This is a genomic window from Hymenobacter daeguensis (assembly GCF_054780555.1).
On the sequence record NZ_BAAGWC010000008.1, the window covers coordinates 52,404 to 78,820 of the forward strand.

19 protein-coding genes are annotated in these 26,417 nt (G+C 65.3%); 7 read left to right on the plus strand and 12 right to left on the minus strand.

Annotated elements, in window-relative coordinates; genetic code table 11:
• Window positions 1-305: 305 nt before the first annotated feature.
• From ACYVHT_RS11070 to ACYVHT_RS11085, 4 genes are all read right to left on the minus strand, one after another.
• Window positions 306-10,100 (minus strand): T9SS type A sorting domain-containing protein, encoded by a 9,795-nt coding sequence (locus tag ACYVHT_RS11070; protein ID WP_460551213.1) that lies wholly within the window; start codon window positions 10,098-10,100, stop codon window positions 306-308.
• A 14-nt stretch (window positions 10,101-10,114) separates the two neighbouring features.
• Window positions 10,115-11,113 (minus strand): hypothetical protein, encoded by a 999-nt coding sequence (locus ACYVHT_RS11075; protein ID WP_460551216.1) that lies wholly within the window; start codon window positions 11,111-11,113, stop codon window positions 10,115-10,117.
• A 290-nt stretch (window positions 11,114-11,403) separates the two neighbouring features.
• Window positions 11,404-12,063 (minus strand): Rossmann-fold NAD(P)-binding domain-containing protein, encoded by a 660-nt coding sequence (locus ACYVHT_RS11080; protein ID WP_460551219.1) that lies wholly within the window; start codon window positions 12,061-12,063, stop codon window positions 11,404-11,406.
• A gap of 103 nt (window positions 12,064-12,166) precedes the next feature.
• Complete coding sequence (locus ACYVHT_RS11085; protein ID WP_460551222.1) at window positions 12,167-13,003, minus strand: CvfB family protein; 837 nt, start codon at window positions 13,001-13,003, stop codon at window positions 12,167-12,169.
• A 102-nt stretch (window positions 13,004-13,105) separates the two neighbouring features.
• Here ACYVHT_RS11085 and ACYVHT_RS11090 point away from each other — a divergent pair, with 102 nt between their 5' ends.
• From ACYVHT_RS11090 to ACYVHT_RS11100, 3 genes are all read left to right on the plus strand, one after another.
• On the plus strand, window positions 13,106-13,351 hold the full coding sequence (locus ACYVHT_RS11090; protein WP_460551225.1) for a hypothetical protein: 246 nt from the start codon (window positions 13,106-13,108) through the stop codon (window positions 13,349-13,351).
• A gap of 36 nt (window positions 13,352-13,387) precedes the next feature.
• Window positions 13,388-13,657, plus strand: coding sequence for a hypothetical protein (locus ACYVHT_RS11095; RefSeq protein WP_460551227.1), 270 nt, complete (start codon window positions 13,388-13,390; stop codon window positions 13,655-13,657).
• 294 nt (window positions 13,658-13,951) lie between these two features.
• The gene (locus ACYVHT_RS11100) at window positions 13,952-15,673 is read left to right on the plus strand and encodes a lectin-like domain-containing protein (protein ID WP_460551229.1); all 1,722 of its coding nucleotides are present in this window, start codon (window positions 13,952-13,954) and stop codon (window positions 15,671-15,673) included.
• Window positions 15,674-15,742: 69 nt separating this feature from the next.
• Here ACYVHT_RS11100 and ACYVHT_RS11105 read toward each other — a convergent pair whose 3' ends face one another.
• From ACYVHT_RS11105 to ACYVHT_RS11125, 5 genes are all read right to left on the minus strand, one after another.
• Complete coding sequence (locus ACYVHT_RS11105; RefSeq protein WP_460551232.1) at window positions 15,743-16,153, minus strand: arsenate reductase ArsC; 411 nt, start codon at window positions 16,151-16,153, stop codon at window positions 15,743-15,745.
• Between the two features lie 69 nt (window positions 16,154-16,222).
• Complete coding sequence (locus ACYVHT_RS11110; protein ID WP_460551235.1) at window positions 16,223-16,888, minus strand: MIP/aquaporin family protein; 666 nt, start codon at window positions 16,886-16,888, stop codon at window positions 16,223-16,225.
• Window positions 16,879-17,406: a GNAT family N-acetyltransferase gene (locus ACYVHT_RS11115; protein ID WP_460551237.1), complete on the minus strand. Its 528-nt coding sequence runs from the start codon at window positions 17,404-17,406 to the stop codon at window positions 16,879-16,881. Before ACYVHT_RS11115 ends, ACYVHT_RS11110 begins: the two co-directional genes overlap by 10 nt.
• A gap of 65 nt (window positions 17,407-17,471) precedes the next feature.
• The gene (locus ACYVHT_RS11120) at window positions 17,472-18,035 is read right to left on the minus strand and encodes an ArsI/CadI family heavy metal resistance metalloenzyme (RefSeq protein WP_460551238.1); all 564 of its coding nucleotides are present in this window, start codon (window positions 18,033-18,035) and stop codon (window positions 17,472-17,474) included.
• A 55-nt stretch (window positions 18,036-18,090) separates the two neighbouring features.
• Window positions 18,091-18,429, minus strand: coding sequence for an ArsR/SmtB family transcription factor (locus ACYVHT_RS11125; protein WP_460551240.1), 339 nt, complete (start codon window positions 18,427-18,429; stop codon window positions 18,091-18,093).
• Between the two features lie 380 nt (window positions 18,430-18,809).
• On the opposite strand from ACYVHT_RS11125, the gene ACYVHT_RS11130 reads away from it, so the two are divergent.
• Window positions 18,810-19,265 carry an energy transducer TonB gene (locus ACYVHT_RS11130; RefSeq protein WP_460551242.1) on the plus strand — a complete coding sequence of 152 codons (456 nt, stop codon included), beginning with the start codon at window positions 18,810-18,812 and terminating at the stop codon, window positions 19,263-19,265.
• Between the two features lie 140 nt (window positions 19,266-19,405).
• Here the strand turns inward: ACYVHT_RS11130 and ACYVHT_RS11135 are convergent, their stop codons facing one another.
• Window positions 19,406-21,364: a BamA/TamA family outer membrane protein gene (locus ACYVHT_RS11135; protein ID WP_460551245.1), complete on the minus strand. Its 1,959-nt coding sequence runs from the start codon at window positions 21,362-21,364 to the stop codon at window positions 19,406-19,408.
• A 290-nt stretch (window positions 21,365-21,654) separates the two neighbouring features.
• Between ACYVHT_RS11135 and ACYVHT_RS11140 the strand changes: the two genes are divergently transcribed.
• Together ACYVHT_RS11140 and ACYVHT_RS11145 are read left to right on the plus strand one after the other, a co-directional pair.
• A complete protein-coding gene (locus ACYVHT_RS11140) occupies window positions 21,655-22,923 on the plus strand; it encodes a putative DNA modification/repair radical SAM protein (RefSeq protein WP_460551248.1) in 1,269 nt (422 codons plus the stop codon).
• Window positions 22,924-22,930: 7 nt separating this feature from the next.
• A complete protein-coding gene (locus tag ACYVHT_RS11145; RefSeq protein ID WP_460551250.1) occupies window positions 22,931-23,197 on the plus strand; it encodes a hypothetical protein in 267 nt (88 codons plus the stop codon).
• Window positions 23,198-23,325: 128 nt separating this feature from the next.
• Here the strand turns inward: ACYVHT_RS11145 and ACYVHT_RS11150 are convergent, their stop codons facing one another.
• A complete protein-coding gene (locus tag ACYVHT_RS11150; RefSeq protein WP_460551252.1) occupies window positions 23,326-23,706 on the minus strand; it encodes a cupin domain-containing protein in 381 nt (126 codons plus the stop codon).
• An 82-nt stretch (window positions 23,707-23,788) separates the two neighbouring features.
• On the opposite strand from ACYVHT_RS11150, the gene ACYVHT_RS11155 reads away from it, so the two are divergent.
• Complete coding sequence (locus ACYVHT_RS11155; protein ID WP_460551255.1) at window positions 23,789-24,721, plus strand: TIGR03915 family putative DNA repair protein; 933 nt, start codon at window positions 23,789-23,791, stop codon at window positions 24,719-24,721.
• A gap of 44 nt (window positions 24,722-24,765) precedes the next feature.
• Here ACYVHT_RS11155 and ACYVHT_RS11160 read toward each other — a convergent pair whose 3' ends face one another.
• A complete protein-coding gene (locus ACYVHT_RS11160) occupies window positions 24,766-26,391 on the minus strand; it encodes a glycoside hydrolase family 43 protein (RefSeq protein ID WP_460551258.1) in 1,626 nt (541 codons plus the stop codon).
• Window positions 26,392-26,417 lie beyond the last annotated feature (26 nt).

Consider the following 26,417-nt stretch of genomic DNA (forward strand, 5'->3'; position numbering starts at 1 on the left):
GTTCTGAGGAGGACAGTTGGCTGCTGTTCAAAGATAGAAAACAGCTTGTGAATCCGGTTTCGATGGGACTGGTTTTCCCAAGCCGTCATATGCTGCCCCCTGCCCGTCATGCTGAGCGTAGCCGAAGCATCTCTACCGCTTCGTTGCAACGGCATTGGTTAGTGCTGCACGCGAGATGCTTCGACTTCGCTGCGCTACGCTCAGCATGACGTTCTGGATGGTTCTGACAACCCATTAAAAAAGCCTCGCCAGACACTGGCGAGGCTTTTTGTTGCTCAGGCGATAGAACGCGCCGTGGCACGTTCCTACTCCTTCACCAGGCGTTTTACCACCGTGCCTTCCTGGGCGTGGATGCGGACGGTGTAGACGCCGGAGGGCAGGCCGCTCAGGTTCAGGGTTTCGGTGAGGAACCCTTGTTTGGGGCGGGTGCTGAGCTGCTGCACGGTCTGGCCCAGCACGTTCACTACGTCTACTTTCACCGCGCCCTGCTCGCGCAGGCCGGCCAGTTCCAGGGTGGCGCGGTCGGTGGTGGGGTTGGGGTAGAGGGCGGTGCGGGCTTCCAGCTTGCCGGTCGTCACGGCCAGCGGCGAGGCGGCCACGAAGTTGAGGTAGAAGCGCGGGCCGCTGTAGCTGGCCAGCATCGCGAAGGCGTAGGTGGGGTTGGCGGCCAGGTTCTGGCGGCGGTTCAGCACCCGGTCTTCGAGCCAGACCTGCGTGCCGGCGGGCGCATCGGTCAGGGCCGTGAGGGTCAGCTCGTGGTTGCCGTCCTGGCTCACGCGCACCCCGAGGGGGATGACGGGGGCCGTGGCCAGGTCGGGCAGGCCGTTGATGGCGAAGCTCTCGGGGCCGGCCTGGCTCCAGAGGCTGGGGCGGCCGTTGCCGTTGAGCTGCACCTTGTAGGCATCGTGCTGCGGGCTGAAGCCGAGAGCAGCGGCCGGCTCGAAGTAGATGACCGTTTCATCGGCGGTGGCGTTGGCCACGTTGCGGGCTTCGAGGCGCAGCACCGGGCGGGCGGGGCCGCTGGCGGCAACCGGGCCGGTGCCGGGGGCACCCTGGCGCTCGAAGGTGGGCGACAGGTAGCTCGTGGCGCGCACGGCGTTGGTCATGCTCACGCTGGCGGTGGGGGCGGTGGCCCGCACGAAGAAGCCCTGCATGGCGGCCAGGTCCTTGGTGCCGCCGTTCTGGCCGAGGCCATTCACATAGGCTTTGTAGGTGCCGGTGTATTGGCCGCTGGGCTGGAACACGTAGAGGGCATCGGCCACGCCGGTAAGCAGGCCGGTGGTGCTGCGCACCACGTCCCAGTCGATGGGTGCCGGGTAGGGGTTGCCGAGCAGGTGCCAGCCGGCGTTGGCCAGGCTGCCGCGCGTGAGGTTGTAGCTCACGCTGCCGGTGTTCAGCTCGCCCGAAATGTCCACCGTGGTGGTGGGCAGTGTTTGGGCGGTGTAGCCGCGCAGGGGCTCCAGGTTCTCGGTGCCGGTGGGCACCATCCAGCCGTCGTCGAAACCGGGCTTGCTGGCCGTGAGGCGGGTTTCGTCGTACTTGAACAGGGTGGGGAAGGGCGTGGCCGAGTTGCCCACCGTGTTGTAAGCCGGGTTCAGCTCGAACACCGGCAGGTCGTCGGCAAACTCCTGCACGGTGGTGCTGATGGCGCCCGCGCTCAGCTTCATGGGCGACGAATAGTGGCGGTAGCCGGGCGCGCCGCTCAGGCCCGTGATGAAGCGCTCCATCGTGGCCACGCCCGTTACCACGCCGCCGCCCACGGGGTTCACCACCATGGCGGTGCCGCTGGCGTTGCTTACCAGGGTGAGGTGGCCGTTGGAGGCGAGGTTGCCGGTGGTGGGGGTCAGCACATGGGTCAGGAAGAAGTTATCTGTGGCCGTGACGCCGGTGGCGTTCTGAATGAACAGGTCGTAGAACCGCGTCGGCGTCGTCGAGATGCCGCCAATGGTTTGGGCGGCCGTGCCGATGCAGTACCAGCCGTAGGTGCCGCAGTTCACCAGGCCGGTGTTAACGAAGTTGCCGGTGAGGTACACGGGGCCGTTGTAGGTCACGCCGGCGGGGTTCGAGCAGCTCAGGCCGAAGAAGCGAATGGGCTGGGTGCCGCCGCAGGTCTGGGCCACGGTGCCGTTGAAGTACACCGTCCAGGTGGCGGGGTTGAAGGGGCCGTTGCAGAGCCAGTTGCCCTTCACGTAGATGTCGCCGGCCAGCACGCAGCCCACCGGGTTGGCCCAGGTGATGTGGTGGAAGGTGGTGAGGGCGCCCGCGCCGCTGGTGGTGATGGTTTGCAGGGCCGTGCCCACGAAGGTGGTCAGGAAGCCGTTGCCGCTGAACACGCCGTTGTTGGTGAAGTAGCCGCCCACGGTGATGTCGCGCAGCAGCTGCACGTTCACCGCGTTGGTCACCTGCACGTTCCAGAAGGCCGTGAGGGCGGTGCCGCCGATGCTTTGCAGCTGCGTCCCGTCGAAAATCACCAGCTGGTTGTTGGCCAGGTAGCCGCCGTTGTTCACCCACAGCCCGCTCACGTAGATGCCGTTGAGCAGCGTCACGCCGGCCAGGTTATCGAAGGTGATATCGTGGAAATGCGTGCGGCCGGAGGTGCAGGTAATGCTCTGCGGCACCGTGCCGTTGAAGCGGGTGCGGAAGCCGCAGCCGCAGTAGCCGCCCTGGTTCACGAAGTTGCGCACCACGTCGATGTTCTGGCCGAGGCTCACGTTCACTGCGTTGTTAAACGTCACGTCGTAGAAGGTCGTCAGGGACGTGCCGGCGATGGTTTGCAGGGCGGTGCCATTGAAATACACCAGCAGGCTGTTGTGCAGGAAGCTGCCGTTGTTGGTCCAATCACCGAGCAGCATGATGCCGAGGTTTTGCTGAACAATGGAGCCCGTGGCAATAGTGAAGTGGTGGAACGTCGTCGCCACCGCGCCGCCGATGGTTTGCAGCACCGTGCCGTTGAAGGTCACCAGCTTGCCATTGGCGAGGAAGCCGCCGTTGTTGGTCCAGTTGCCGGTCAGGAAGATGTTGTTCTGCAAGGTCACGCCCAGCACGTTGGCAAAAACCACGTTGTGGAAGGTGAGCGTGCCCGTCGAGTAGATGTTCTGGGCGATGCTGCCGTCGAAGTACACAATGTAGCCGCCGGCCGTAAACAGCGCCAGGTTGCGGAAGTCGCCGCGTACCCGGATGTTCTGGCCCAGGGCCACGCCCACCGCGTTGTTGGTCGTGATGTCGCCGAAGATGGTCGTGCTCGTCCCGCCGATGGTTTGCAGGGCGGTGCCGTTGAACGTCACGAGGTAGCCGGCGCAGCTGAAGAGGCCGTCATTCACCAGGTTGCCCCGGATGAAAATCGGCCCGGCTATGCTCACGCCGCCCACCGTGTTGCCGATGTTCAGCCCGAAGAACGTCGTGGTGGCCGAGCCGCCAATCAGCTGCGCGATGCTGCCATCGAAGTACACCGTGTAAGTGGCCGGGGCGAATACGCCGTTGTTCAACCAGCCGCCGCGCACCCGAATATCCTGCCCCAGCGTCACGGTGCCGGTATTGGCGAAAGTGATGCCGTAGAAGATGGTCGAGGTGCTGCCGCTGATGAGCTGCGCGATGCTGCCGGCAAACGTCACCGTGAAGTTGCCGTGCAGGAAGCTGCCGTTGTTGGTCCAGTCGCCGAGGATGGTGACCACGCGGCCCAGCTGCACCTGCGCCCCCGTGAGGATGGTGAGGTGGTGGAACAGTGTGGTGGCCGTGCCCGCAATGACCTGCGTCGCGCCCGTGCCGTTGAAGAACACCGTGTAGCCGTTGGCCACGAAGCCGCCATCGTGCGTCCAGCTGCCCAGCAGGTAGATGTTCGAGAGCAGCGTTATCGTCGTCGGGTTGTTGAAGCGCAGGTCGAAGAAACGTGTATTCAGGCCGGCCGTAATGGTCTGGACGGCCGTGCCGTTGAAGTACGTGAGGTAGCCATTGCCGAGGAACACGCCCGCGCCGGCCCAGTTACCGAGCACGGTGATGGGTTGCAGCAGCGACACCGAAACCGCGTTGGTGATGGTGACGTGGTGGAACGTGGTCAGTGCCGGGCCGCCGATGGTCTGGGCCACGTTGCCAATGAAATTGACGAGGTAGCCGTTGGCCAGGAAGCCGCCGTTGTTCAGCCAGTTGCCCCACACGCTGATGTTCTGGTTGAGCGTGATGCCCGCCAGGTTGTTCCAGGTCACGTGCCAGAACTCGAACACGCCCGTGCTGCCAATCAGGCTTTGGGCCGCCGAGCCGCCGAACGTGAAGGTGTAGCCCGTGTACACGCCGCCCACCAGGTTGTAGCCGTAGAAGGTGCCCAGGTTGCCGAAGCTGCCCAGCAGCGTCACGTTCTGAATCAGCCGGACGTAAGCGCCCGCCCCGATGCCCCAGGTGTGGAAGGTGAGAGGAATGTAGCCGCCCACCGTCTGCACCACCGTCGGGCCTTCGCTGCCGTTGAAGTACACCGTGTAGGTGCCGGGGTTGAAGCTGCCCGAGTACAGGTAGTAGTTGCCGGCGATGTAGATGCTGGTGGCCAGGCTCACGCCGGCCGCGTTGTCGGCGTAGAAGTGGTAGAAGTAGGTCGTGTTGTTGGCGGTAATCACCTGCGCCGTGGTGCCGCCGAAGCGCACGAAGTAGCCGTTGGTCACGCTGCCGCTCAGGTACCAGCCGTAGAACACGCCCGTGTTCACGAAGCCGCCCAGCACGTAGATGTTCTGGTGCAGCGTCACGGAAATCAGGTTCTGGAACGTCACGCTGTAGAAGTTCGTGACCTGCGTGCCGCCGATAATCTGGGCCACGGTGCCGGCGAAAATCACCGAGTACGTGCCGCCCGAGAACGCACCGTTGTTAATCCAGTCGCCGAGCACGGTGATGTTGTTTACCAGGCTCACGCCCACCGTGTTGTTGATGGTGATGCCGTAGAACGTGGTGCCGGTGCCGCCGATGGTCTGGGCCGCCGTGCCGTTGAAGGCCACGCCGTAGCCCGTCGCGTTGAAGAGGCCGGTCGCCGTCACGTTGCCCAGAAACACCGTGTTGATGCCCAGGTTGACCACCGCGCCGCTGCTCACCAGCACGTTGTAGAAGCTCGTGACGCTGCCGCCGCCGATGACCTGCGTGCCGCCCGCGCCATTGAACACCACGTTGTAGGCGCTGTTGCCCACGTAAAGGCCGTTGTTGGTCCAGCTGCCGTAGATGTTCAGGGTAGCATTCACGTTCAGCGTCACGCCGCTGTTGATGACGAAGCTGCCGAATTGCAGCGGGTTGCCGCTGATGGTCTGGCTGCCGCCCCCCACGAAGCTCCACGTCGAAGCCGTGCCGCTCAGCACCGTGCCGTTGTTGACGATGCTGCCGTAGAGGTTGAAGCTGGAATTGACCGTGAACGTGGCCGTGCTGGCGATGGTGATGTTCAGGGCCACGGCCGTGCCCCCGGTGATAACCGGGTAGAAGGTCGCGCCGCCCGGAATCGTGACCACGCTGGTGGCGGTGGGCACCTGCCCGCAGCTCCAGTTGGCGGGGTTGAACCAGTCGGTGCTCACGCCGCCCGTCCAGGCGAAGGTGAGGGCATTCACGGTCAGGTTCGCGCCGTTGTCGGAGCCCACGGCGGCCGGGTTATCGGCCACCACGCGCACGCGGTAGCCGCTGCCGGCCGGGGTGCTGGTCGGAATCACGGCCGAAATCGTGCCGCTGGCCGCGCTGCTGCTCAGCGAGCCGATGGTCACGGGCGAGGCAAACGAGCCGCTGGCATTCGAGAGCTGCACCGTGAAGGTATTGCCGCCGTTCACGCTGCCCGTCGTCACCGCGTACGGCACCGAAATGGCCGAGCCGGGGCAGAGCGAGCCGCTCACCGGGCCCGTGCTGATGGCCAGCACCGGCGCCCCCACCACCACCTGCACCTGCCGCGTCACCGAGCAGCCATTGAAGGTCACGGTGAAGCTGTAGGTGCCCGCGTTGGCCGCGTTGGCGTTGGCAATGCTGGGGTTGGGCTGGCTGCTGCTGAAGCTGTTCGGGCCGGTCCAGGCGATGGTGGCGCCCACCGGCACGCCGCTGCTGTTGAACTGAATCAGGGCGCCCGAGGCTACCGGCGAGTTGGAGCCGGCCGCCACGTTAATCAGGTTCGAGATGGTCAGGTTCGCGCCGTTGTCGGCGCTGGTCAGGGCCGGGCCGGTGCTCACCAGCCGAATCCGGTAGCCGGTGCCATCGGCCACCGAAGTCGGCATGGTAAAGCCGAGGCTGCCCGTGCCCGTGCCGTTGAAGCTCACGCTGCCCAGCGCAACCGGCGAAGCAAAGCTGCCGCTGGCATCCGACAGCTGCGCCGTGATGGTGCCATTGCTCAGGCCCGCGCCGCCCACGCTGTAGTTCACCGCGTAGCCCGTGCCCGCGCAAAACTGCCCGGAGAAGGCGCCCAGCGCCAGCGTGGTCGTGGCCGGCGGGTTCACCAGCACGCGCACGGAGGCCGAATCGGTGCAGCCGCCCTGCGTCACAAACACGTAGTAGAAGCCCGACGAAGCCGTGGTCACGTTGTTGAACGTCGGGTTCTGCTGGTTGCTGATGAAGGCCGTGCCGCCGCTGGTGTAGTTCACGTACCACTGGTAGGTGGCCGCGCCGTTGGGCCCGGCGTTCAGCTGCAGGGTGCCGCCCGAGGCAATGGGCGAGTTGCTGCCGGCCGTGGCCACCAGCGTGGTGGGCACGGTCAGGTTCGCGCCGTTGTCCGTGGTGCTGGTCACGGCCGGGTTCGAGCCCACGAGGCGGATGCGGTAGCCCGTGCCGGCCGTGGTGCCCTGCGGCACTAGGGTCGAAACCGTGCCGCTGCCCTGCCCGGTGAAAGCCACCGAGCCAATGGCCACCGGCACCGCAAACGAGCCGCTGGCATCGGAAAGCTGCGCCGTGATGGTGTTGCTCGCGCCAAACACGTTGCCCGTCACCGAGAAGCCGATGTTCAGGCCCGTGCCGGGGCAGAGCGAACCGCCGAACTGCGCAATGGCCAGAATGGGCTGCGCCGAGGGGTTCACCGTCACCTGCGTAGTCGCACCGGGGCTCTGGCAGCCGTTCACCGTCACGTAGAGGGTGTAGGTGCCGCTGTTGCCGGGCGTGGCATTTGGGATGGTCGGGTTCTGCTGGGTCGAGGCGAAGCCGGGGCCGAACCACTGGTAAGTAGCACCCGCCACGGGAGCGGCCGTGAGCTGAATGGTGCCGTTGTAGGCCACCGGCGAGTTGCTGCCTGGTGTGGCCGTGGGCTGGGTCGTGATGCTGATATTCGAGCCGTTATCGGTGGTGCTGGTCACCGCCGGGCTGGAGCCCACCAGGCGAATGCGGTAGCCCGTGCCGGTAGGCGTGCTGGTCGGAATGGTGGCCGAAATCGCGCCGCCGCCCTGGCCCGTGAAGGCCGCCGAGCCAATCACCGTGGGCGCGGCAAACGAGCCGCTGGCATCCGAGAGCTGCACCGAAATAGTGTTGCCGCTCAGGAAGTTGTTGCCCGTCACCGAGAAGCCCACGTTGAACGTGGCCCCCGCGCAGCCCGAGAAGCCGAACTGGCTGATGGCCAGCACCGGCACCGTATTCGGCTGCACCAGCACCCGCACGCTGGCCGAGTCCTGGCAGCCGTTGGCGCTGTTCACAAACACGAAGTATTTGCCGCTCTGCGTGGGCTGGGCGTTGTTCAGGTTCAGCGTCTGGCCGGCGCCCACATAGGCCGTGCCGCCGCTGGTGTAGGCCACGTACCACTGGTAGCTGCTCTGGCCCGTGGGCTGGGCCGAAAGCTGGATGGTGCCGTTGTAAGGCACGGTGGTTTGCGCCGCCGAGGCCGTGGCCGCCGGAGTGGCATAAATAGTCAGGTTGGTCCCGTTATCGGTGCCGATAATACTTGGGTTAGAAGCCACCACGCGCACCCGGTAGCCGGTGCCGGCTGGCGTGCGGAAGGCCACCGAGTCGCGCAGAATGCCGCCGCTGGCATTCTGGCTAATCAAAGTGCCGTACAGCCGCGAGCCGGCCGTGAACACGCCATTGGCATCCGAGAGCTGGAAGCTGAACACGTTGCCCGCGCCGTAGCTGGCCACGTTGGTCGTGAACGGCACTTGGATGAGCGTGCTGGCGCAAAACGCCGAAGCCGACACCGCGCCCGTCGCAATGGTGGGCGGGTAGGCGAAGCTGCCCGCCGAGCAGGCCGTGCCGGCCGGCGTGGTCACGCAGATGGGGCCGGTGGTGCCGCCCACCGGGGCCGTCACCGTGAGGCCGGTGCTGGTGTTGTTGACGATGGTGCTCACCACCGCCGGCACGCCGTTGAAGGTCACGGCCGTGGCCCCGCTCAGGTTGGTGCCGGTGAGGGTGACCACCGTGCCCGCGCCGCCGCCCGTGGGCGTGAAGCTGGTGATGCTGGGGCTGGCGCAGTTGAAGTAGTACGCGCCCACGCCGCTCACCACCACGTAGTTGCCGCCCGTTTGCTGAAGCACCAGGCGCAGCGCCCGCACGTTGGTGGCCGGGGTAGCCAGCGTGCGCGTCACCGGGTAGGTGGTGTTGGCGTTGAAGGTGGCGGTGTAGGTGTCCACGGTGGTGTAGGGGCCGGCCAGCGCCGGGGCCGTCTGAACCAGGAGCGTGAAGTTGGTGGGCGTGGGCGAGTTGGTGAACTTCACCCGCACCTCGCTGATGGTCTGGGCCGCGCCCAGGTCGGCCTGCAAATAGCTGCCGTTGTAGCCGTAGAAGGTGTTGCTGGTGGTGGGCGTGGCCGGGTCGGTGTTGAAAGCCGTTTCGGACAGGCCGTTGGTGCTGCCGCCGTAGGTGTAGCTGCTGCTGGCCAGGCCGGCCGCCAGGCTGGGCGAGGAGGCGCAGCCGTTTTTCACGAAGCTCTTGTTGCTCACCAGGCTCCACTTGCCGTTGGCATCGCGCGAGCGGATGAAGATGCGGTGCGCCCCATCGGCCAGGGCGCTGGCATCGGCCGTGAAGCTGAAGTTGGCCAAATCCTGAGCCGGCGTGGGCACCGGCACATCGGTGGCCGAGCCAAAGCCGGGGTCGGTATCGAAGTAATACTCGATTTTGTTGACGTTGGGCGCGGCGGCCAGCACCGGCTCGTAGTAAAACGTCCGGACGTTGGTCAGGCTCCACTTGCCGTTGGCGTCGCGGCTGCGCACGCTCAGGGTGTGGAAGCCGGCCGCCAGGCTGCTCAGGTTCACGTTGAACACCAGCCCGCTGAGGTCCGTGCCGGCCGTCACCGGCACATCCACGCCGTTGCCGAAGCCCGGCTCCGCGTCTAGGAAATACTCCACCTTGGTCACGTTGGGCAGGGCTGCCAGCGCGGCCGGCTCGTAGTAGAACGTGCGCCGGTTGGTGAGGCTCCATTTGCCGTTGGCATCCAGGCTGCGCACGCCCAATTGGTGGAAGCCGGCCGCCAGGCTGCTGATGTTCACGTTGAAGGCCACGCCGCTCAGGTCGGTGCCGGCCGTCACGGGCACATCCACGGCCGCCGCGAAGCCGGGGTCGGTATCGATGAAATACTCGACTTTGGTGATGTTGGGCAGCGCATTCAGCGCCGCCGGCTCGTAGTAGAAGGTGCGCCGGTTGGTGAGGCTCCATTTGCCATTGGCATCCAGGCTGCGCACGCCCAGCTGGTGAAAACCAGCTGCGAGGCTGGTCAGGCTCACGTTGAAGGCCACGCCGCTCAGGTCGGCGCCGGGCGTTACGGGCACGTCGGTGGCAGTGCCGGTGCCGGGGTCGGTATCGATGAAATACTCGACTTTCACCACGTTGGGCAAGGGCCCGAGCGCCGCCGGCTCGTAGTAAAACGTACGCCGGCTGGTGAGGCTCCAGGCCCCGTTCGCGTCCTGGCTGCGCACGCCCAGTTGGTGGAAGCCGGTGCTCAAGCCACTCAGCGGAATGCTGGCCGACAGCCCCGCCACATCGGCCGCCGGCGTGGCCGGCAGCGCGATGGCCGTGGCCGAGCCCAGGCCGGGGTCGGTGTCAATAAAATACTCGGCCCGGGCAATGGTAGCCTGGCCGTAGCTGCGCAAGGCCCCGCCAATGAGCAGCAGGAGCAGCAGCCCCAGCAGCCGAAGCCAGCCAGCGCGCGTGCGTCCGCCGCCCGGCATGGGGCGCGGTTTAGGAAAGCGTTGCATAAACCCGGAGCCGCTTAGTTATTGGAGCGGGTGCCCAGGGTCACGTTCAGCGTGTTGCCGGTCACGGCCTGGTTGAGCTGGTAGATGGACGGGATGGCCGGCAGCCCGCCGAAGTGGTAGCCGTAGCCGGTGGCGCTGCCCGTGGCCCCGATATCGACGCCGCCCTGGCCGCCGCCCACGGCGGGGTTGGTGCCGGTTTTCAGCTTGTACCAGGCATCAAACTGGCCGGGCGCGGTGGGGGCCAGCACGAAGATGGACGTCTGCGGCACGTTGGCCACGTTGTGGGTGCCCACCGTGCCCAGCGTGGGCAGGGTGGTCTGGGCAAAGAAGTTGTAGTCCCAGTTGGTGTTGGCAGTGGGCGTGAAGGTGGTGATGAAGTAGTTGTTGCGCACCGTGAAGTTGTTGAGGCTGGTGCCCCCGCCAATCACCGAGTTGTTGGTAAACTCGCCCGACGACCCTACCGAGTTGATGCTGGTGCTGATGTAGATGATGTTGTTGGTGATGAGCGAGTTGGTGCTGGCGCTCGATTCCTGCACACCGTAGAAATAGTTCTGGCGAATTACCGCGCCGGTCGTGACTGAGCCATACCCCAGGTAGATGTAGCCCGAGAGCTTGCAGCGCTGCACCGTGATGTTGTTGGCGTTGATGTACCACGTCGTGTTCGACTCGATGCCCGAAACCGTGGTGCCCGCGCTGCCCGGCGCGAAGGTGATGGTGGAAATAACCGCGCTGATGGTGTTGGCTTGCAGGGCCGGCGGCTGGTTTTCGCCCAGGAAATACCCCGGTCCCACAATGGTGAGCTGCTTGGTGCAGGTGAAAGACGGGTACTGCGTGGTGGAAGGCTCCACCTGAATGATGTCGCCGTTGCTGGCCGCCGTCTGTGCCGCCGTCAGGTCAGTATAAATATTCGTGCCCGTGATGCCGTTGTTGTTCACCCGGCGAATGGTTTGGGCCGAAAGCTGGCCGGCCAGCGCCAGCAGCACGAACAGGAGGGAAGCGGAGAGTTTTTTCATGGATAGGAACAGAAAAAATTGGTGGAGAAAGTGTCTGCTGATGCCCATCTCAGCCCCTTTTTACAGTAGCGCCAAAACAGGCCTTTGCAGAGGTAAAGTTGACCGCCATACCGGCCGCCATACAATCCGTGCTGTCCCGTATTTTCCCTGCTCCCGGCATCCGTGCCAGCACGGATGTAGTGCGCGAAAAAAGGCCTTCCCGCACTGGAAAGGCCTTGAAGACAAAAATTGAATTATAAATATATTTTGCCCCGATTCGCCGCTGCCAATCCGGCCGGCGCGGCCTCCGGTTACCCCTGGGAACGGCCGCTCAGCTCCGCCGATTCGTGCACCCGGATGCCGCCGCCATCGTCCTCGGCGGCGCGCAGCATGGCGGCGGCCACCGCCGCGCCGGTCACGGGCCGGTACTGCCGCAGCGGCCCGCGCATGACGGGCGTCAGCACCCGCAGCAGCACGGCCGCGATGCGCTCGCCCAGGCGGGGCTGGCTGCGCTCGCCGAGCAGCAGCGAGGGCCGGAAAATATGAATGGCCCGAAACGGCGTCTGGCGCACGGCGGCTTCCATCTCGCCCTTCACCCGGCTGTAGTAGATGCGGCTTTCGGCGTCGGCCCCCATGCTGCTCACCACCAGCAGCTGCGAGGCAAAATTGCCCGCCGCCACCGCCGCCAGCTGCACCACGTACAGAAAATCGACCTTGAAAAACGCCTCCTTCGAGCCGGCCTGCGCCATGGTGGTGCCCAGGCAGCAGTACACGTCGTCGGCAATGAGCCTGAGGCGCACGGCTTCCAGTTGGTCCAGCTCCGTGGTCACCTGCACCAGCTTGGGGTGGAGGATGGGCACGGCCCGGCGCCCCACCACAATCACCTTCGCATACCGCTCCGAAGCCAAAAGCAGCGGCAGCAGCTGCGAACCAATCAGGCCCGTGGCCCCGGCAAGTAAGGCAGTTTTCATAAGTAGGGTGCGGGGCTTGCCCCCGCCCTTCGGTGAACGAGTATCAGGGCGTTGAATATAGCGTCATAATTGTTCAACGGCGGGCGGGGGCAAGCCCCGCACCCTACTTCAACTGGGTCGCCTCCGGCTCCAGCAGCACCAGGCCCTGCCGAAACAGCGCGCCCAGCGCCTTTTTGAACACCTTTTTGCTCATGCCCACGCGGCGGTACACGTCCTCGGCCAGGCTTTTGTCGCCCAGCGGCAGGCGGCCGCCCGGCGCGGCCCTGAGGGCGTTGAGCAGCGTATCGGTGGCCGATTCTACTTCGCCGTAGCCCTCCTTGTGCAGGCGCACGTCGAGCTTGCCGTCGGGCCGGATTTGCTTGAGGTAGCCGGGCAGGGTTTCGCCCAGGCGCAGGGGCCGGAACACCTCGTTGTGAAACAGCAGCCCCTGGTGTGTCCCGTTCACGATGACGGGGTAGCCTAGCTCGGTTTCGTCGGCCACCAGCAGGCGCACCTCGTCGCCGGGCTGGCCTCTGAACGGGGTGTTTTTCAGGAACTGCTTCCACTTGGTGGAGGCCACCAGGCGGTCGCTTTCCTCGTCGAGGTACACGTACACAAACACCCGCTCGCCCACGCGGAGGTCGCGCCGCTGGTTGCGGTAGGGCAGGAGCAGGTCTTTCTCCAGGCCCCACTCCAGGAAGGCGCCGGCCGGGCCGTGGTCCTTCACGGTGAGGGCCGCAAAGCTGTCGACCAGGGCCAGGGGGCGCAGGTTGGTGGCAATGAGGCGGTCTTCCGAGTCGCGGTACACGAACACGCGCACGATGTCGCCCACGCGGGTGCCGGCCTCCACGTACTTTTCGGGCAGCAGCAGGTCGCCGTCGTCGGAGGTGAGGTAGAGGCCGATGCTGGTTTCGCGGGCTACTTCGAGGTCGTTGTAATCGCCGAGGAGGAGGCTGGCCATCTGAGAGGTATTTAAATTTGGGAAAGCTGCAAAGGTCGGCTTGTCTGACGGCTACCACAAGAATCACGAGCGGCTTTGTGCCAGGCACCCAAATGGCGGGAGATGATGAACGAGAATAACATGGTGCCCATCGAAACCGTGGGCTGGGCGCAACTGCAGCAGTACGTGTACGAAGCAGACGGCTCGTGGCGCGATATCTACGTGCTGGACGCGACCCGGGCAGACTGGAAACGCTGGGCCGATTTCGTCAATGCGAACTACCGCGTGGAATTCTGCGACGGCGAAAGCACCCGGCTCGACCGCATTGACTTTGCCGCAGTAGAGCGCTTCTGGGACAGCCACGGCTAGGCCAATATGCCCGGGGCGAGCTTTTTTGTGGGAGCAATGCCCATCAGATGCCATTTCTTCCGCGATGATGAGCTGGAGAATGATATTGACCCGCAAAAAGTCACTTCTTATGCAGTCCATCAGCAGCTGATGGATTATCTGACGCGGCTTTCCCTGGCGCTTGGGAAAGAAGTGGTGCTGACGCCCGAAAACGACACCCCGGCGGGGTGTAATCCGCAGTGGCCCGGGCCCTGGCAGCCGTTGCTTGCCGCCAATGGCAGGCAGGTATCGGTTCAGGCCTTTTGGTTGGGTGCTCAGCCGTCTTAGCAGTGCCCGCGCCGGAAGTCGAAAAACCGTTTGGCGTGGGACGGGCGTTGCGTTCATCGGCGCGGCAGGCGCGGTGTGGAGCTGCGGCCGAAAGGCCACTCGCGGTAGAGGCGAATGCGGCGATATTCATAGCCGGGAGCAGGTAGAATTGGATACCTGCGACGCGGGCCAGCAGGTGCGGTATTGCGTGGTGAAGGGGCAACGTCCGGGAGGAAATGCGGGGGCTCCCGGTAAGTAGCCCGAAATTGCCTTTGCGGCCGGCCAATGGCCACCGGATTCTACCTTTAGCCCAATATGTCAGCTCCTTTCCGCTACCCTCCTGCATTTGCCATCTTCCCGAGTCGTGCAGTCCGCACGTTCTGCATCCTGAGCCGACGGCCGGTGCGCCGCTCGCTGCTATGGCTGGTGCTACTGGCGGCGAGTTTGGCCACCCGGCCTGCCACGGCGCAGGACTGCCTGAGCAGCTTTGTGCTGCAAGGCACGGCCACCGCCACCAACGGCTGCTACCGCCTCACCCAGCAGGGCGTGCTGAGCAGCTCGGGGGCCATGTGGAATGCGCAGCCCATCACCCTCGCCAACGACTTCGACTTCTCGTTTGCCATCAACCAGTGCGGCGCGGCCGATGGCGTGGTGTTCGTGCTCCAGAACGTGGGCACCAACGCCAGCAACGCCGATGTGGGCCGCACGCTGGGCTACTACCTGGGCAATGGCGCGTTTGCCCGCTCGGTAGGCGTCGAGCTGGACTTTTACCAAAACGCCGAAGCGCCCTACCTCGACCCCTATTACTCGCACCTGGCGCTGGCCCTCAACGGCAACCCGGCTCCGGTGCAGGGCCCCGTGTCCATTGCCATTGGCGGCTGCAGCAGCCACACGCTGCGCGTGAGCTGGAGCGCCGCCGCCCAGCTGTTCACGGTGCGGCTTGACGGCACCACGGTGTTCAGCTACCCCCGCGATTTGGTGAATGCCGTGTTTGGCGGCAATCCGAGCGTGTGGTTTGGGCTGGTGGGCAGCACGGGCGGCTCTACCTCTACCCAAACGGTGTGCCCCGGCGTGCTCACGGCCACGGTGGCCACGCCCGCCATCCGGGCCGGCGGGGCCACCGTGCTGTGCCCCGGCGAGCGCACCACGCTCAGCGTGGCCAGCCAGCCGGCCGGCACCACCTACCAGTGGGCGCCGGCCGCCGGCCTGAGCACCACCAGCGGGGCCAGCGTGACGGCTGCCCCGCTGGCCAGCACCACCTACCGCGTGACGGCCACCACGCCCGGCGGCTGCCAGAGCCGCGACTCGGTGCGCGTCACGGTGCTGCCCCGGCCCACGGTGGCCGTGGGCCCGGGGCAGGTCATCTGCCAAGGCGAATCGGCCCGGCTCACGGCCAGCAGCCCCGAGGCGGGCACTTTCCAGACCTGGGCTCCGGCCACGGGGCTGAACACGGCCACCGGCCCGGTGGTGGTGGCCTCGCCCGCCGTTACCACGCGCTACACCGTCACCACCACCGGGCCCGGCTTCTGCATGCGGCAAGACACGGTTCGGGTAGTGGTGCACCCGCCCATTCCGCTCGTGGTGGAGGCCGTGCTGCCCACCGTGCGCGGCGGCAGCACCCGGCTCACCGTTGCCAACCCCGGGGCGGGCCTGACCTACGCCTGGGCCCCGGCCGCTGGCCTGAGTGCCACCACGGGCAGCACCGTCACGGCCTCGCCCGGCACCACCACCACGTACACCGTCACGGCCACCGACGCCTTCGGCTGCACGGCCCGGGCCTCGGCCGTGGCCCAGCCCTTCCTGTTGCCCAACGTCATCACGCCCAACGGCGACTACCAGAACGACACCTTCCAGGCACTGGTTTCGCTCGAGCCGGTCACGCTGCAAGTCTTCAACCGCTGGGGCCGGCTGGTTTTCGAGCAGGCCGACTACCACGACGGCTGGGATGCCGCCAACCTGTCGGCCGGCCTGTATTTCTACTACCTGAGCACCGCCCGGGGCCAAAGCTGGAAGGGCTGGGTGGAGGTGATACGCTGACCAGCGCCGGACGAAGCCCGTGTGCTGCTAATAATCAAAAAAAGCCCTTACAAATCCTGTTGAGGCGCATCAACGGGTGGCTGCCGGCCGCACGCCTGCTTCCTGCAGCAGGGCCAGCACCTGGCGCTCCACCAGGTCGCGCACCGCGCGGAACCCGGCGGGTTCCAGGTGCTTGGGGTCGGGAATCTGCCAGTCGCGGCGGTGCCGGGCCGCGATGAACGGGCAGGCATCGCCGCAGCCCATGGTCACCACGTAGTCGAACTCCAGGTCGCGCACCGCGTCGAGGCTTTCGCTGGCGTGGGTGCTCAGGTCGTAGCCCAACTCGGCCATGTGGGCAATGGCCTTGGGGTTTACCACCCCCGAGGGGCGCGAGCCGGCGCTGTAGGCCGCCACCTGCGCGCCGCCGTGCATGGTGGCAAAGGCCTGAGCCATCTGGCTGCGGTTGGCGTTTTCGATGCAGACGAAGAGGAAGGTTTTCATGCGGGAGAAAAGAAATTTGAATGAACGAAAAGGCGTGCTTCGGCTGGGCTCAGCCCGACGGGCTGCGTGTTAGCAGGCCGGCGCTTTGGGCTGCAGCAGCCGGTCTGCCGCCACGGCCAGCAGCGCGCCGGCCACCGGCCCCGCGAGGTACAGCCACCAATCCGTCCAGACGCCGCTGAGCAGGGCGGGGGCGAGGGAGCGGGCCGGGTTCATGCTCGCGCCCGTGAGCGGGCCGGCCACCAGCGCCTCCAGCCCCACCGTGGCGCTGATGGCCAGCCCGGCCAGCATGCCCGCTTCCTTCGAGCCCGCCGTCACGCGCAAAATCACCAGCATCAGCCCGAAGGTGAGAAAGGTTTCGATGCCCAGCGCCGGCAGCGCGCCGTGGGCTGGCAGCGTGGCGCCCAGGTGCGAGCCCGGGGTGGCCACCAGCTTTACCAGGGCGCTGCCCAGGGCCGCGCCCAGCAGCTGCGCCGCCACGTAGGGCAGCACCCGCCGGCCCTCAAACCGGCCCGCCGCCCAGAAGCCCACCGTCACGGCCGGGTTGAGGTGGCAGCCGCTGGTATCGCCCAGGCTCTGAATCAGCAAAAACACCACCAGCCCGAAGGCCGCCGCCACGCCGCCGTGTCCCAGCGCGTGGGTCTGCTCATCGACTACCACTGCGCCGGTCCCGAAAATCAGCAGCAGGGCCGTGCCGAGCACTTCGGCCAGCAGGCATTGGCGCAGGGTTAGCGGCATCGCGAAGTCGAATTACAAGCCCCTGCCTCAATTCCCACCACGGCGCTGCGGCGCTCCAGCAGCAGGGTGTCCTGCCACTGCCCGCGCAGCTGCCCGATGCGCTCGCGCCGCCCCACCACCCGGAAGCCGGCAGCTTCGTGCAGGCGCAGGCTGGCCGTGTTCTGTGGGAAAATACCGGCCTGCAAGGTCCAGAAGCCGTGCTGCTCCGACTCGGCCACCAGGGCGGCCAGCAGGGCCCGGCCCACGCCGCGCCCCCGCGCCGCCGCGGCCACGTACACGCTCACCTCGGCCACGCCCGCGTACACGCAGCGCCCCGACACCGGCGAGAGCGCCGCCCAGCCCAGCACGGTCTGCTCATCGGCCACGGCCATCAGGCGGCCGGTGGGGAGGTGGCCGGCATCCCAGTCGGCCCAGGCCGGAACGTCGGTGGTGAAGGTGGCCGTGCCGGTGGCAATGCCCTCGGCGTAGATGGCGCTGGCAGCGGGCCAGTGCGCAGCAGTGAGTGGAAGCAGGTTCATGCCGTGAAGTAACGGCGGACGGACGAAAGCGGATTGACTGTGCGCATCGGAGGGCCGGGCATTGCTCAGCAGCACCCGCCGCCAGGCGTGCACGCCGCCGGCGCGGCTGCCGCCGCCGCCAGCGGGAAGGCCATGGGAGCGGTGGTCAGCGCTTCCTCTGCGATGGGTGCCGCTGCCGCCGGCGCAATGCAGCACTGGCTGCTGCCGGCCGCGTCGTACTCCTGCTGGTAGCGCGGGTCGTTGAACTCGGCATCGGCGTGGAAGTAGTACACTTCCCACTCCACGCCGTCGGGGTCGTTCACCCAGAACTTGTCCTGCCTGGCGTAGCAGCAGTTGGTGCCCATTTCCTCGCGGCTCACCAGGCCGGCCCGGCGGGCGGCGGCCAGGCGCAGGTCCAGCTCTTCCACGGTTTCTACCTGAAAGCCGAGGTGGCCAAAATGGCTCTGCACCCGCGCCGCATTCTCCACGAAGGAGATGATGAGCGACGGCTGGTCGAGCACGTATTTGGCGTAGCCGGGCTTGATTTTGGCCGCCGGCTGACCAAAAAAAGCGGTGTAGAAATTGACCGTGGCGGTCAGGTCCGTCACGTACAGCGAGACGTGCATGCGGGGGAAGACGGCAGTGTTCATGAGGAAAGTAGGGGGGAATGGTGGTGTAAAAAGCTTGCCGAAGCAGTGAAGAGGGCTAGCAGGCGCAGCCCGGGGCGGAGGCCGCCGGCAGCTCGGCCAGCAAGCCGCCCAGCAATTGCCGGGCGCGCTCCCAGCCCGCCGGGTCGATGCAGTAGCACACGCGGGGGCCATCGATTTCGCCCTGCACCAGGCCGGCCGCTTTCAGCTCCTTCAGGTGCTGCGACACGGTGCTCTGCGAGAGCGGCAGCTCCAGCACCAGCTCGCCGCACACGCAGGCCCGGCGCTGGGCCAGCAGCCTCAGAATGGCCACCCGCGCCGGGTGCCCCAGCGCCTTGGCAACGGTGGCGAGCTGCTGCTCGGCCTCGGTAAACTGTTCGCGCTTGTGAATGGCCATGGCTTATTCGTTTATCGTAGATTTACGATTGCAAACATCCGAAAGAAAAGGTAAACCAATGATAATTCAGCGACGAATATTGGAATAATTAAAAAATAAAATACGAAAACAAAAAACTAAATCCTGCGCGGCGTGGTGCGGAATAAGGTGGTTTCAGCGCTGATTTCATTCTTTATAGGTCGTTTTGGAGGAGAAAATGCCTGTCCGGACCCCGGCCGGCTGCGCCGTCGCCCGGGGCAGGCTGCGGCTCCGAAAAATTTGGGATTTCTGTAGAAAAGACAATTTTTATAAAAACCGTATGTATCTTTAGTGCGTTACCGGCTTGTCGATATATAAAAGCCACCGCTACCCAATCATTTTACTCGATATCCTCCCCACACATGAATCATTCGCTACGCTTGCTGACTTTCGTGGGCTTGCTGGGGGCACTCGCCACCGGCCACAGCCACGCCCAGACCGGCCCCAACGCGACGGCCGTGCACAACGGCCCCGCCGCGCCGGCCGCCATCAAACCCGATTCAGTGTTCATCAACCCCGAGGTGCGGCCTCAGTTCACGGGCGGCGATAAGGCCTTTATGGCCTACCTGAGCAAAAACATCCGCTACCCGCAGCAGGCTTTGCAGCGCCGGGTGTCGGGCCGGGTGTATGTCAATTTTATTCTCAGTGCCCAGGGCAAGGTGCAGGATGCCCACGTCATCAGCGGCCCCGGCAGCGGGCTCAACGACGAGGCCCTGCGCCTGATTTGGCTGATGCCCCCGTGGGAGCCCGGCCGCTCCAACGGCCAGCCTGTGCGCGTGGCCTGCACCGTGCCCATCGCCTTCAACTCGGAGCGGTAAGAGCAACTGGGCAGAACGTCCTGCTGAGCGCAGGCGAGGCATCTCTCCCGCAATGGTAAATCCTGACGATTGGATTGGCGCTGCGGTAAGGATGCTTCGGCTGCGCTCAGCAGGACGGTTATTTATCCATCCCCCATCCACTACTGGTACTGCACCGTGCCGGGGGCTCCCAGGCCAAAATCGGTGAAGGTGACGGTTTCGCGGGCAGTTTCGAACATGCGGATGCCGTTGGGCGCGGTGAGGCCGCGCGGGTAATAGCCAATCAGCAGCTGGAAGGTGCGCAGGGCCGTAAACTCGTTGCGGAAGCGCAGGCCCATGCCGATGCCCATGTAGGGCGCGCCGTTGAAGGGCGAGCCGCCGTTGGGCTTGTCGCTCACCCAGGCAGCATCGGCAAACACGAGGCCCGCCAGACGAAAGCCCAGCAGCGAGAGCGGGGTAAACAAGGTGTTTTCGTAGCTGAGCACGAAGCGGCTGGTGGCAATGATGGACTGCGCCGGCGAAAAGCCCCGGATGCCGCGCTCGTTGGAAATGCCCTGGAGCAGCTCGCCCGGCCGCCGGTTGAACCCGATGGTGCCCTTGCTGGTGAGGAAATGGCGGTACTGCCAGTTGCCGAAATGGTAGAGCTTGGTAAAGGCCGTGAGCTCGGTGGAGAGCAGGCCCTGCTCCCAGGCGCGGGACTGGTCGAGCTTCTGGTACGCGCCGATGTCCACGGCCCCGTAGAGGTAGCCGGTGTTCACGCCGAAGCCGGCGGCGGCCAGGCGCAGGTCGAGGTAGCGGCGCGGAATCACGCGGTTCACGTCGTAGCCCGCCGTGAGGCTGATGAGCGTGCCGGTGGGCACGTCCTCGGTGCGGCCAAAGCCAAACAGGTACCGGTCCTTATAATACCGCCGCACCGAGTAGCCCACCGTGCCCAGCAGCAGCGTGCCGTTGTAGTAGGGCGGGGTGGGCAGGCCGGTGCTGGGGTCGGGCTGGGGCGTGGCCGTGAAGATGGTGTTGATGGCCCGGGCCGCCACAATGATGCGGCCGGGGTTGTCGTAGCCAAGGTCGTAGGAGCGCAGGTGCAGGGCGCGGCCCACCCACACATCCTGCACGTTGGAGTTGAGCGGATAGTAGCGGTAGGGCTCGCCCGGGGGCGGGGTCGTCAGGGCCACGTTCTGCTGGTAGGTGTTGAGGTTGAGGGCCCCCGCGTAGCGGGTGGTGGTGGAGTAGAAGTCGCGGGTGAGCGACACGCCCCCCGAGCGGTAGTTGTACTGGTTGCGGTAGCGGGCCTGGGCGTAGATGAAGTTGCGGAACGGGGCCGTGTAGCTGCCCTCGTACGACCAGGTCTGGGGCGTGCCGCCATCGGCCCCGTACTCGATGCCGTAGCGGTAGGCATTGCTCAGCTGGTGGCCCTGGCCCAGGAAGTTGTCGTCGCCCAGGGTGATGAGGCCCGCCGTGGCCGAGCCCAGCTCGTAGCCCGCCGTGATGCTGAACACGTCCTTGGTCAGCACCTCAATATCGACGCTGTCGCGGGTGGTGGTGCGCTCGTTCACCAGCACGCGCGCATCCAGAATTTCGGGCGTCTGGCGCAGCAGGCGCTCCGACTCGGCCAGGTCCTGGGGTTCCAGCGGCTGGCCGGGCCGGAACAGCAGCACCTGCCGAATGCGCGAGCGGCTGGTTTTGATGTGCAGGGCATTGCCCGCTTTCTCGATGATGGTGCGCGGCACCCGGGTCGAGTCCGAAATATTATACCCGAAGGCGTCGAGCGTGCGGATGTTGATGTTTCGCACGATTTTGAAGTTGTGCCGGTCAAACTGCCGGTCCAGCAGCACGGCATCGATGCCGGCCTGCTCTTCCTGCCGCCGCGTGAAGTTGAACAGCGCCGACAATGCCCGGCCGGCAATGGTTTTGCGGCGCGAGTAGGCCTGCAGGCGCTTGATGAGGCGCTCCTGGTCGAAGCGCTGGCGCAGCGAGTCGGGGCTTTGCGGCAGCATTTCCAGGGTGGCGCGCAGCGAGTCGGGCGGCACCGCCGAGCGCGGGTCAAACGTCTGCGCCCGGGCCGGCCGGACCAGCCCGCCCAGCAGCAGTAAAAGCAGACAGAAACAACCGCGAAAGCTCATAATGGGACGCAACGCCGCAAAGTACGAAAAGGAGCCGGGGCCGGGTGCAGCCGTTGCATGGAGGCGGGCCGGGGCAGCGGGTAGCCGCTGCCCCGGCGCTGGTGGCGCAGGCCAGCGCCGGGGCAGCGCCGCGGTCCGACCAGCAGCACCCTCTTTACTAAAGAACCGGACCAACACGGGTAGGCTGTTTTCTCAGAAAAGGAAACTATTTCCAAAAAAATTAGCTTAAAGCCTTGTGCCCAACTGGCCGCTATCTATTACTTTTAAGCCCGAAAGCAACCCGCTGCCGTATGAACGAGCGCATTCAGGAGAAACTAAGCATTTTAGCTGATGCCGCGAAGTATGATGCTTCGTGCAGCAGCAGCGGCGGCAAGCGCAAAAACGAAAGCAAGGGACTCGGCAACGCCGAAGGCATGGGCATCTGCCACAGCTATACCGAGGACGGCCGCTGCGTGAGCCTGCTCAAAATCCTGCTCACCAACCACTGCATCTTCGACTGCGCCTACTGCGTGTCGCGCCGCTCCAACGACGTGAAGCGCGCCGCCTTCACGGTGGAGGAAGTGGTGGACCTCACCATCAATTTCTACCGCCGCAACTACATCGAAGGGCTGTTTCTGAGCTCCGGCATCTTTTCCAGCCCCGACTACACGATGGAGCGCCTGGTCCGCATCGTGAAAAAGCTGCGCACCGAGCACCATTTCAACGGCTACATCCACGTCAAAACCATTCCCGGGGCGAGCGAGGAGCTGATTCAGGAAGCCGGCCTGTATGCCGACCGCCTGAGCGTGAACATCGAGCTGCCCTCCGAGCTGGCCCTGACCACGCTGGCGCCGGAAAAGAACTACCAGGAAATCCTGACCCCGATGGGCCAGATTCGGGACGGCATCATCCAGAACAAGGAGGAGAAGGCGCTCTTTCACAAAGTGCCCAACTTCGCCACGGCCGGCCAGAGCACCCAGCTCATTGTGGGGGCCAGCGCCGAGACGGATTTGCAAATCATCAAGCTCACCGACAGCCTCTACCAGGGCTATGGGCTGAAGCGGGTGTACTACTCCGGCTACATTCCCGTGACCGACGACGCCCGCCTGCCGCAGGTCACGCAGCCGCCCGTCATCCGGGAGCACCGCCTGTACCAGTCCGACTGGCTGATGCGCTTCTACGGCTTCCAGGCCGATGAAATCCTCGACCCCGCCCACCCGCACCTCGACCTCGAAATCGACCCCAAGCTGGCCTGGGCCCTGCGCAACCGCCACGTTTTCCCGGTCGATGTGAACACGGCCGACTATGAAATGATACTGCGCATTCCCGGCGTGGGCGCGCGCTCGGCCCGGCGCATTGTGGCCGCCCGCCGATTCGCCCGGCTCAATATGGAAACCCTGCGCCAGCTGGGCGTGGTGCTGAAGCGCGCCAAGTTTTTCCTTACCTGCCAGGGCGAGCACCAGCCCATCATCGGCGAGCTGAGCGAGCAGCAGGTGCGCCGCCAGATTCTGTTCGGCTCGGGCTCGGTGCGCTCCGCCCTCGTCACCCAGCAGCTCGACCTCTTTGCCCAAGCTTCCTGATTTCGCCATGCAACCCGACTCCTTCTTCTTTCAGCAAACCCCCAAACGGCCCACCAGCCAGCTGGGCGGCGTGCAAAACGACATCTTTTTTTCTGTTATGAAAGTCATTCACCGCCAGCCCGAGCGCCTCGTAGCGCCTTCCGACAAAGTGGCACGCCTCTCCTGCGTGTGCCGCATCAGCGAGCTGATGCCGCTGGTGCGCCAGCTGCACGACGATGCCCGCGCCCGCTACCAGGCCCAGCAGGGCGGGCGGCAGCGCCAGCAGGCGGCGTAGGGCCACGGGTACGGAACGTCATGCAGAGCGCAGCGAAGCATCTTGCTTGCGCAACGCACTCCAATCGACAGGATTAGTAACTGCGGGCAAGATGCTTCGCTGCGCTCTGCATGACGTTCTTTCTTAGGCTACACTTGCTCCCGCTTCAGCCCCAGCCGCTCCACGGTTTCGCCTTCGAAGTCGAACTCGATGAGCACGGCCGGCGAGGTGCCCACCACCCAGCCGTCGTGGCCCGGCGCGATGGCCACCACCTGCGGGGCGATGAACTCCTCCAGCGTGCCGTCGGCGTACTGAATGTTGAGGTGGCCGGCGGCCAGAAAGCCGACGTGGGCGTGCTGGCACAGCTCGGTGCCCACCACCGGCTTCATGTCCTTCGACCAGCGGAAGCCGGCCGGGTACACGATGCGCTTCACCCGCGAGTTGCCGGTGCGGACTACATCGACCTGCGCGCCGCCTGCTTCGCGGCGGGTGGCCCCTTTCAAGGGGCCGAGGAGGGTTTCGAGATTCATGAGGCGTGGGAATTATGAGCGTGAAAAGGCCAGCAGCCTGCTGGCTTAAATATAGATGTTTCGGCGAGAAGCCAGCCTGCCCGTGAAGCCTGTTCCGCGTCCTTATTCCAGCCAGCAGCCGGCCGCCCGGCCCCCGCGCCGGCCCGCCCCGGAGCTTACGGCCCCGCCCCGCGACTATACCTACGACGGCACGTTTGAGGGCCTGCTCACGGTGCTGTTCACCATTTATGACTGGCGGGCCGCGCCCAACAGCATTCAGCCCGAGGCCACGGCCCAAGCCGGCCTGTTTGCCCAGCCCGCCCACCGCGAAACCGACGAGGCCCTGGCCGCCCGCGTGTGGGAAGGCCTGTTGAAAACGATGAATAAAGAGGCCCGCACGCGCCTCTACCACGTTTTCCTGAGCGAAGATGCGGAGCGGGAATTGCTGATTTTCCGCTACGTGGATTTGGCCCTGCGCGCGGCCCGCGACGTTGCCGAAAACTACGCCAACGCCGACGTGCGCCGCGTGCAGCGGCTGGCGCAGCAGATGTTTCGGGAAAAGCACCGCATGGAAGCCTTCGTGCGCTTCGAGAAAACCCAGGACGGGCTGTTCCACGCCACCATCGGGCCGGACATGGACGTGCTGCCGCTCATCGCCGCGCACTTCACCAAGCGCTACGCCGACCAGCGCTGGCTGATATACGACCAGCGCCGGCACTACGGCCTGTACTACGACCTCACGCGCACCGACGTGGTGCAGTTTGAAAACGCGGCCGGCGCGAAAGCAACCGACATTTCGGCCACGGTGCTCGATGAGCGGGAGCCCTTATTCAAGGTGCTGTGGCAGGCGTATTTCGACCACGTCAACATTCCCGAGCGCAGGAACCTGAAGCTGCACCGCCGCCACATGCCGCTGCGCTACTGGAAATACCTGAGCGAAAAGCAGCCGCGCGAGGGGCGCTTCGAGCCGATTCAGAACAAGCAGGTGATTGCAGGAAAAGAGGTGGCGGCGGGGCAGAAGCGGCTGGCGGAGTAGGGGGGTGGCAGCTTGCTCCGGATGGTAGAAGCTAATGCGAGATTCTACTCCACCCGAAACCAGTCCACGTCGGCACTGCCGGCGTCGTTGAACTTGGTGGCGCGGGTGCAGAACAGGCCCACTTTGGCCCCAATCCACTTGCCCTCGCGGGCCTGAAACTCGACGCCGGCCTGGGTAAATTCCTTGCCGTCGAAGCTGTAGCTGAACTGGCATTTGCCGCCGGCGCGCACGGCCACGCGCAGGTAAATGGGCTCGCCGCTCTGGGGCGCGCGCACCTCGGCCTCGGGCGTGCCGATTTCGGGCGCGAGCTGGTCGGCATTGCGGCAAATGCTCTGGCTGAAGTGCAGCCGCCCGTCGATGCTGGTGGCCGAGAGGTAGGCGTAGTCCAGGCCCATTATCAGCAGGCCCAGCTTTTCGCCCTCCACGCGCGGGTTGAAGGTGAGCTTGGTGGTGACGGTGAACGTTTCGGCCGGGAATTTCTGCAGCAGCAGGTTGGGCACCTGCCAGAGGTTTTTGGTGCCCTCGGGCTGCTGCACGGAGTAGAGGCGCAGGTAGCCCCGCGGGCCATTCAAATAAGCCCAGAAATCCTGCGGGTTGGCGTGCCACTGCCATTGCAGGCCCAGCGTGTTGCGGTTGAACTCGTCGGAAGTGGCGGGCGTGGCCGGGGCGGGGGCCGGGCCTTTGAGGCGCGGCTTGCGGTAGCGCAGCACGGGCTGGCCCTTGCCGTCGCCGTCGGGGTCTTCGCCGATGACGGGCCAGTCGTTTTTCCAGCTCATGGGCTGCAGGTGCACCACGCGGCCATACGGCCCCTGGTCCTGAAAGTGCAGAAACCAGTCTTCGCCCAGGCTGGTGCTCACCCACGCGCCCTGGTGCGGGCCGTTGACGGCGGTTTTGCCCTGGTCCATCACCGTTTTCTCCTCGTAGGGGCCGTACATGCTTTTCGAGCGCAGCACCAGCTGCCAGCCGGTGCTCACGCCGCCGGCCGGCGCAAAAATGTAGTAGTAGCCGTTGCGCTTGTAAAACTTCGGCCCTTCGAGGGTGGGCTGCCTGGGGTGGCCGTCGAACACCAGCGCGTCGGGGCCGGTGAGGTGCTGGCCGTCGGCGCTCATCGGGCTCACAGCCAGAATGCTCTTGATGCCCGCCCGCGAGCCCGCGAAGCCGTGCACGAGGTAGGCCTTGCCGTCCTCGTCCCAGAGCGGGCAGGGGTCAATCCAGCCCCGGGCCTTCTTCACGCACACGGGCTCCGACCACGGCCCGGCGGCGTTTTTGGCCTTCGTGACGAAGATGCCCAGGTCAGGGTCGGGGTAGTAAATATAAAATTCCTGGTTGTGGTAGCGGATGGCGGGGGCCCACACGCCGTTGCCGTGCTGGGGCGTGGCGTAGCGGGCCAGCGGCGGCTGGGCGGCAAACACCGCCCCGATAATGGTCCAGTTCACCAGGTCTTTGGAGTGCAGAATCTGCAGGCCCGGCACGCAGTTGAAGCTGGAGGAAGTGAGGTAGAAGTCGTCGCCCACGCGCACCACGTCGGGGTCGGAGTAGTCGGCGTAGAGCACCGGGTTTTTGTAGGTGCCGTTGCCCAAATCGGGCACCCAGACTTTGGAAAGGCTTTGGGCCCCGGCCGTAGCGGGCCGCAGCGCCAGCAGGCCGAGCAGGATAACCAGAAATTTCATAGCAGGAAAAAGGAGGAGCGGGGACG

Coding starts and splice junctions, on each gene's coding strand:
- ACYVHT_RS11090 (WP_460551225.1), top strand. CDS start 13,106: ATGATGAACGAGAATAACATGGTGCCCATCGAAACCGTGGGCTGGGCG.
- ACYVHT_RS11130 (WP_460551242.1), top strand. CDS start 18,810: ATGAATCATTCGCTACGCTTGCTGACTTTCGTGGGCTTGCTGGGGGCA.
- ACYVHT_RS11095 (WP_460551227.1), top strand. CDS start 13,388: ATGCCCATCAGATGCCATTTCTTCCGCGATGATGAGCTGGAGAATGAT.
- ACYVHT_RS11150 (WP_460551252.1), bottom strand. CDS start 23,706: ATGAATCTCGAAACCCTCCTCGGCCCCTTGAAAGGGGCCACCCGCCGC.
- ACYVHT_RS11105 (WP_460551232.1), bottom strand. CDS start 16,153: ATGAAAACCTTCCTCTTCGTCTGCATCGAAAACGCCAACCGCAGCCAG.
- ACYVHT_RS11100 (WP_460551229.1), top strand. CDS start 13,952: ATGTCAGCTCCTTTCCGCTACCCTCCTGCATTTGCCATCTTCCCGAGT.
- ACYVHT_RS11140 (WP_460551248.1), top strand. CDS start 21,655: ATGAACGAGCGCATTCAGGAGAAACTAAGCATTTTAGCTGATGCCGCG.
- ACYVHT_RS11160 (WP_460551258.1), bottom strand. CDS start 26,391: ATGAAATTTCTGGTTATCCTGCTCGGCCTGCTGGCGCTGCGGCCCGCT.
- ACYVHT_RS11125 (WP_460551240.1), bottom strand. CDS start 18,429: ATGGCCATTCACAAGCGCGAACAGTTTACCGAGGCCGAGCAGCAGCTC.
- ACYVHT_RS11135 (WP_460551245.1), bottom strand. CDS start 21,364: ATGAGCTTTCGCGGTTGTTTCTGTCTGCTTTTACTGCTGCTGGGCGGG.
- ACYVHT_RS11075 (WP_460551216.1), bottom strand. CDS start 11,113: ATGAAAAAACTCTCCGCTTCCCTCCTGTTCGTGCTGCTGGCGCTGGCC.
- ACYVHT_RS11085 (WP_460551222.1), bottom strand. CDS start 13,003: ATGGCCAGCCTCCTCCTCGGCGATTACAACGACCTCGAAGTAGCCCGC.
- ACYVHT_RS11110 (WP_460551235.1), bottom strand. CDS start 16,888: ATGCCGCTAACCCTGCGCCAATGCCTGCTGGCCGAAGTGCTCGGCACG.
- ACYVHT_RS11115 (WP_460551237.1), bottom strand. CDS start 17,406: ATGAACCTGCTTCCACTCACTGCTGCGCACTGGCCCGCTGCCAGCGCC.
- ACYVHT_RS11080 (WP_460551219.1), bottom strand. CDS start 12,063: ATGAAAACTGCCTTACTTGCCGGGGCCACGGGCCTGATTGGTTCGCAG.
- ACYVHT_RS11070 (WP_460551213.1), bottom strand. CDS start 10,100: ATGCAACGCTTTCCTAAACCGCGCCCCATGCCGGGCGGCGGACGCACG.
- ACYVHT_RS11145 (WP_460551250.1), top strand. CDS start 22,931: ATGCAACCCGACTCCTTCTTCTTTCAGCAAACCCCCAAACGGCCCACC.
- ACYVHT_RS11120 (WP_460551238.1), bottom strand. CDS start 18,035: ATGAACACTGCCGTCTTCCCCCGCATGCACGTCTCGCTGTACGTGACG.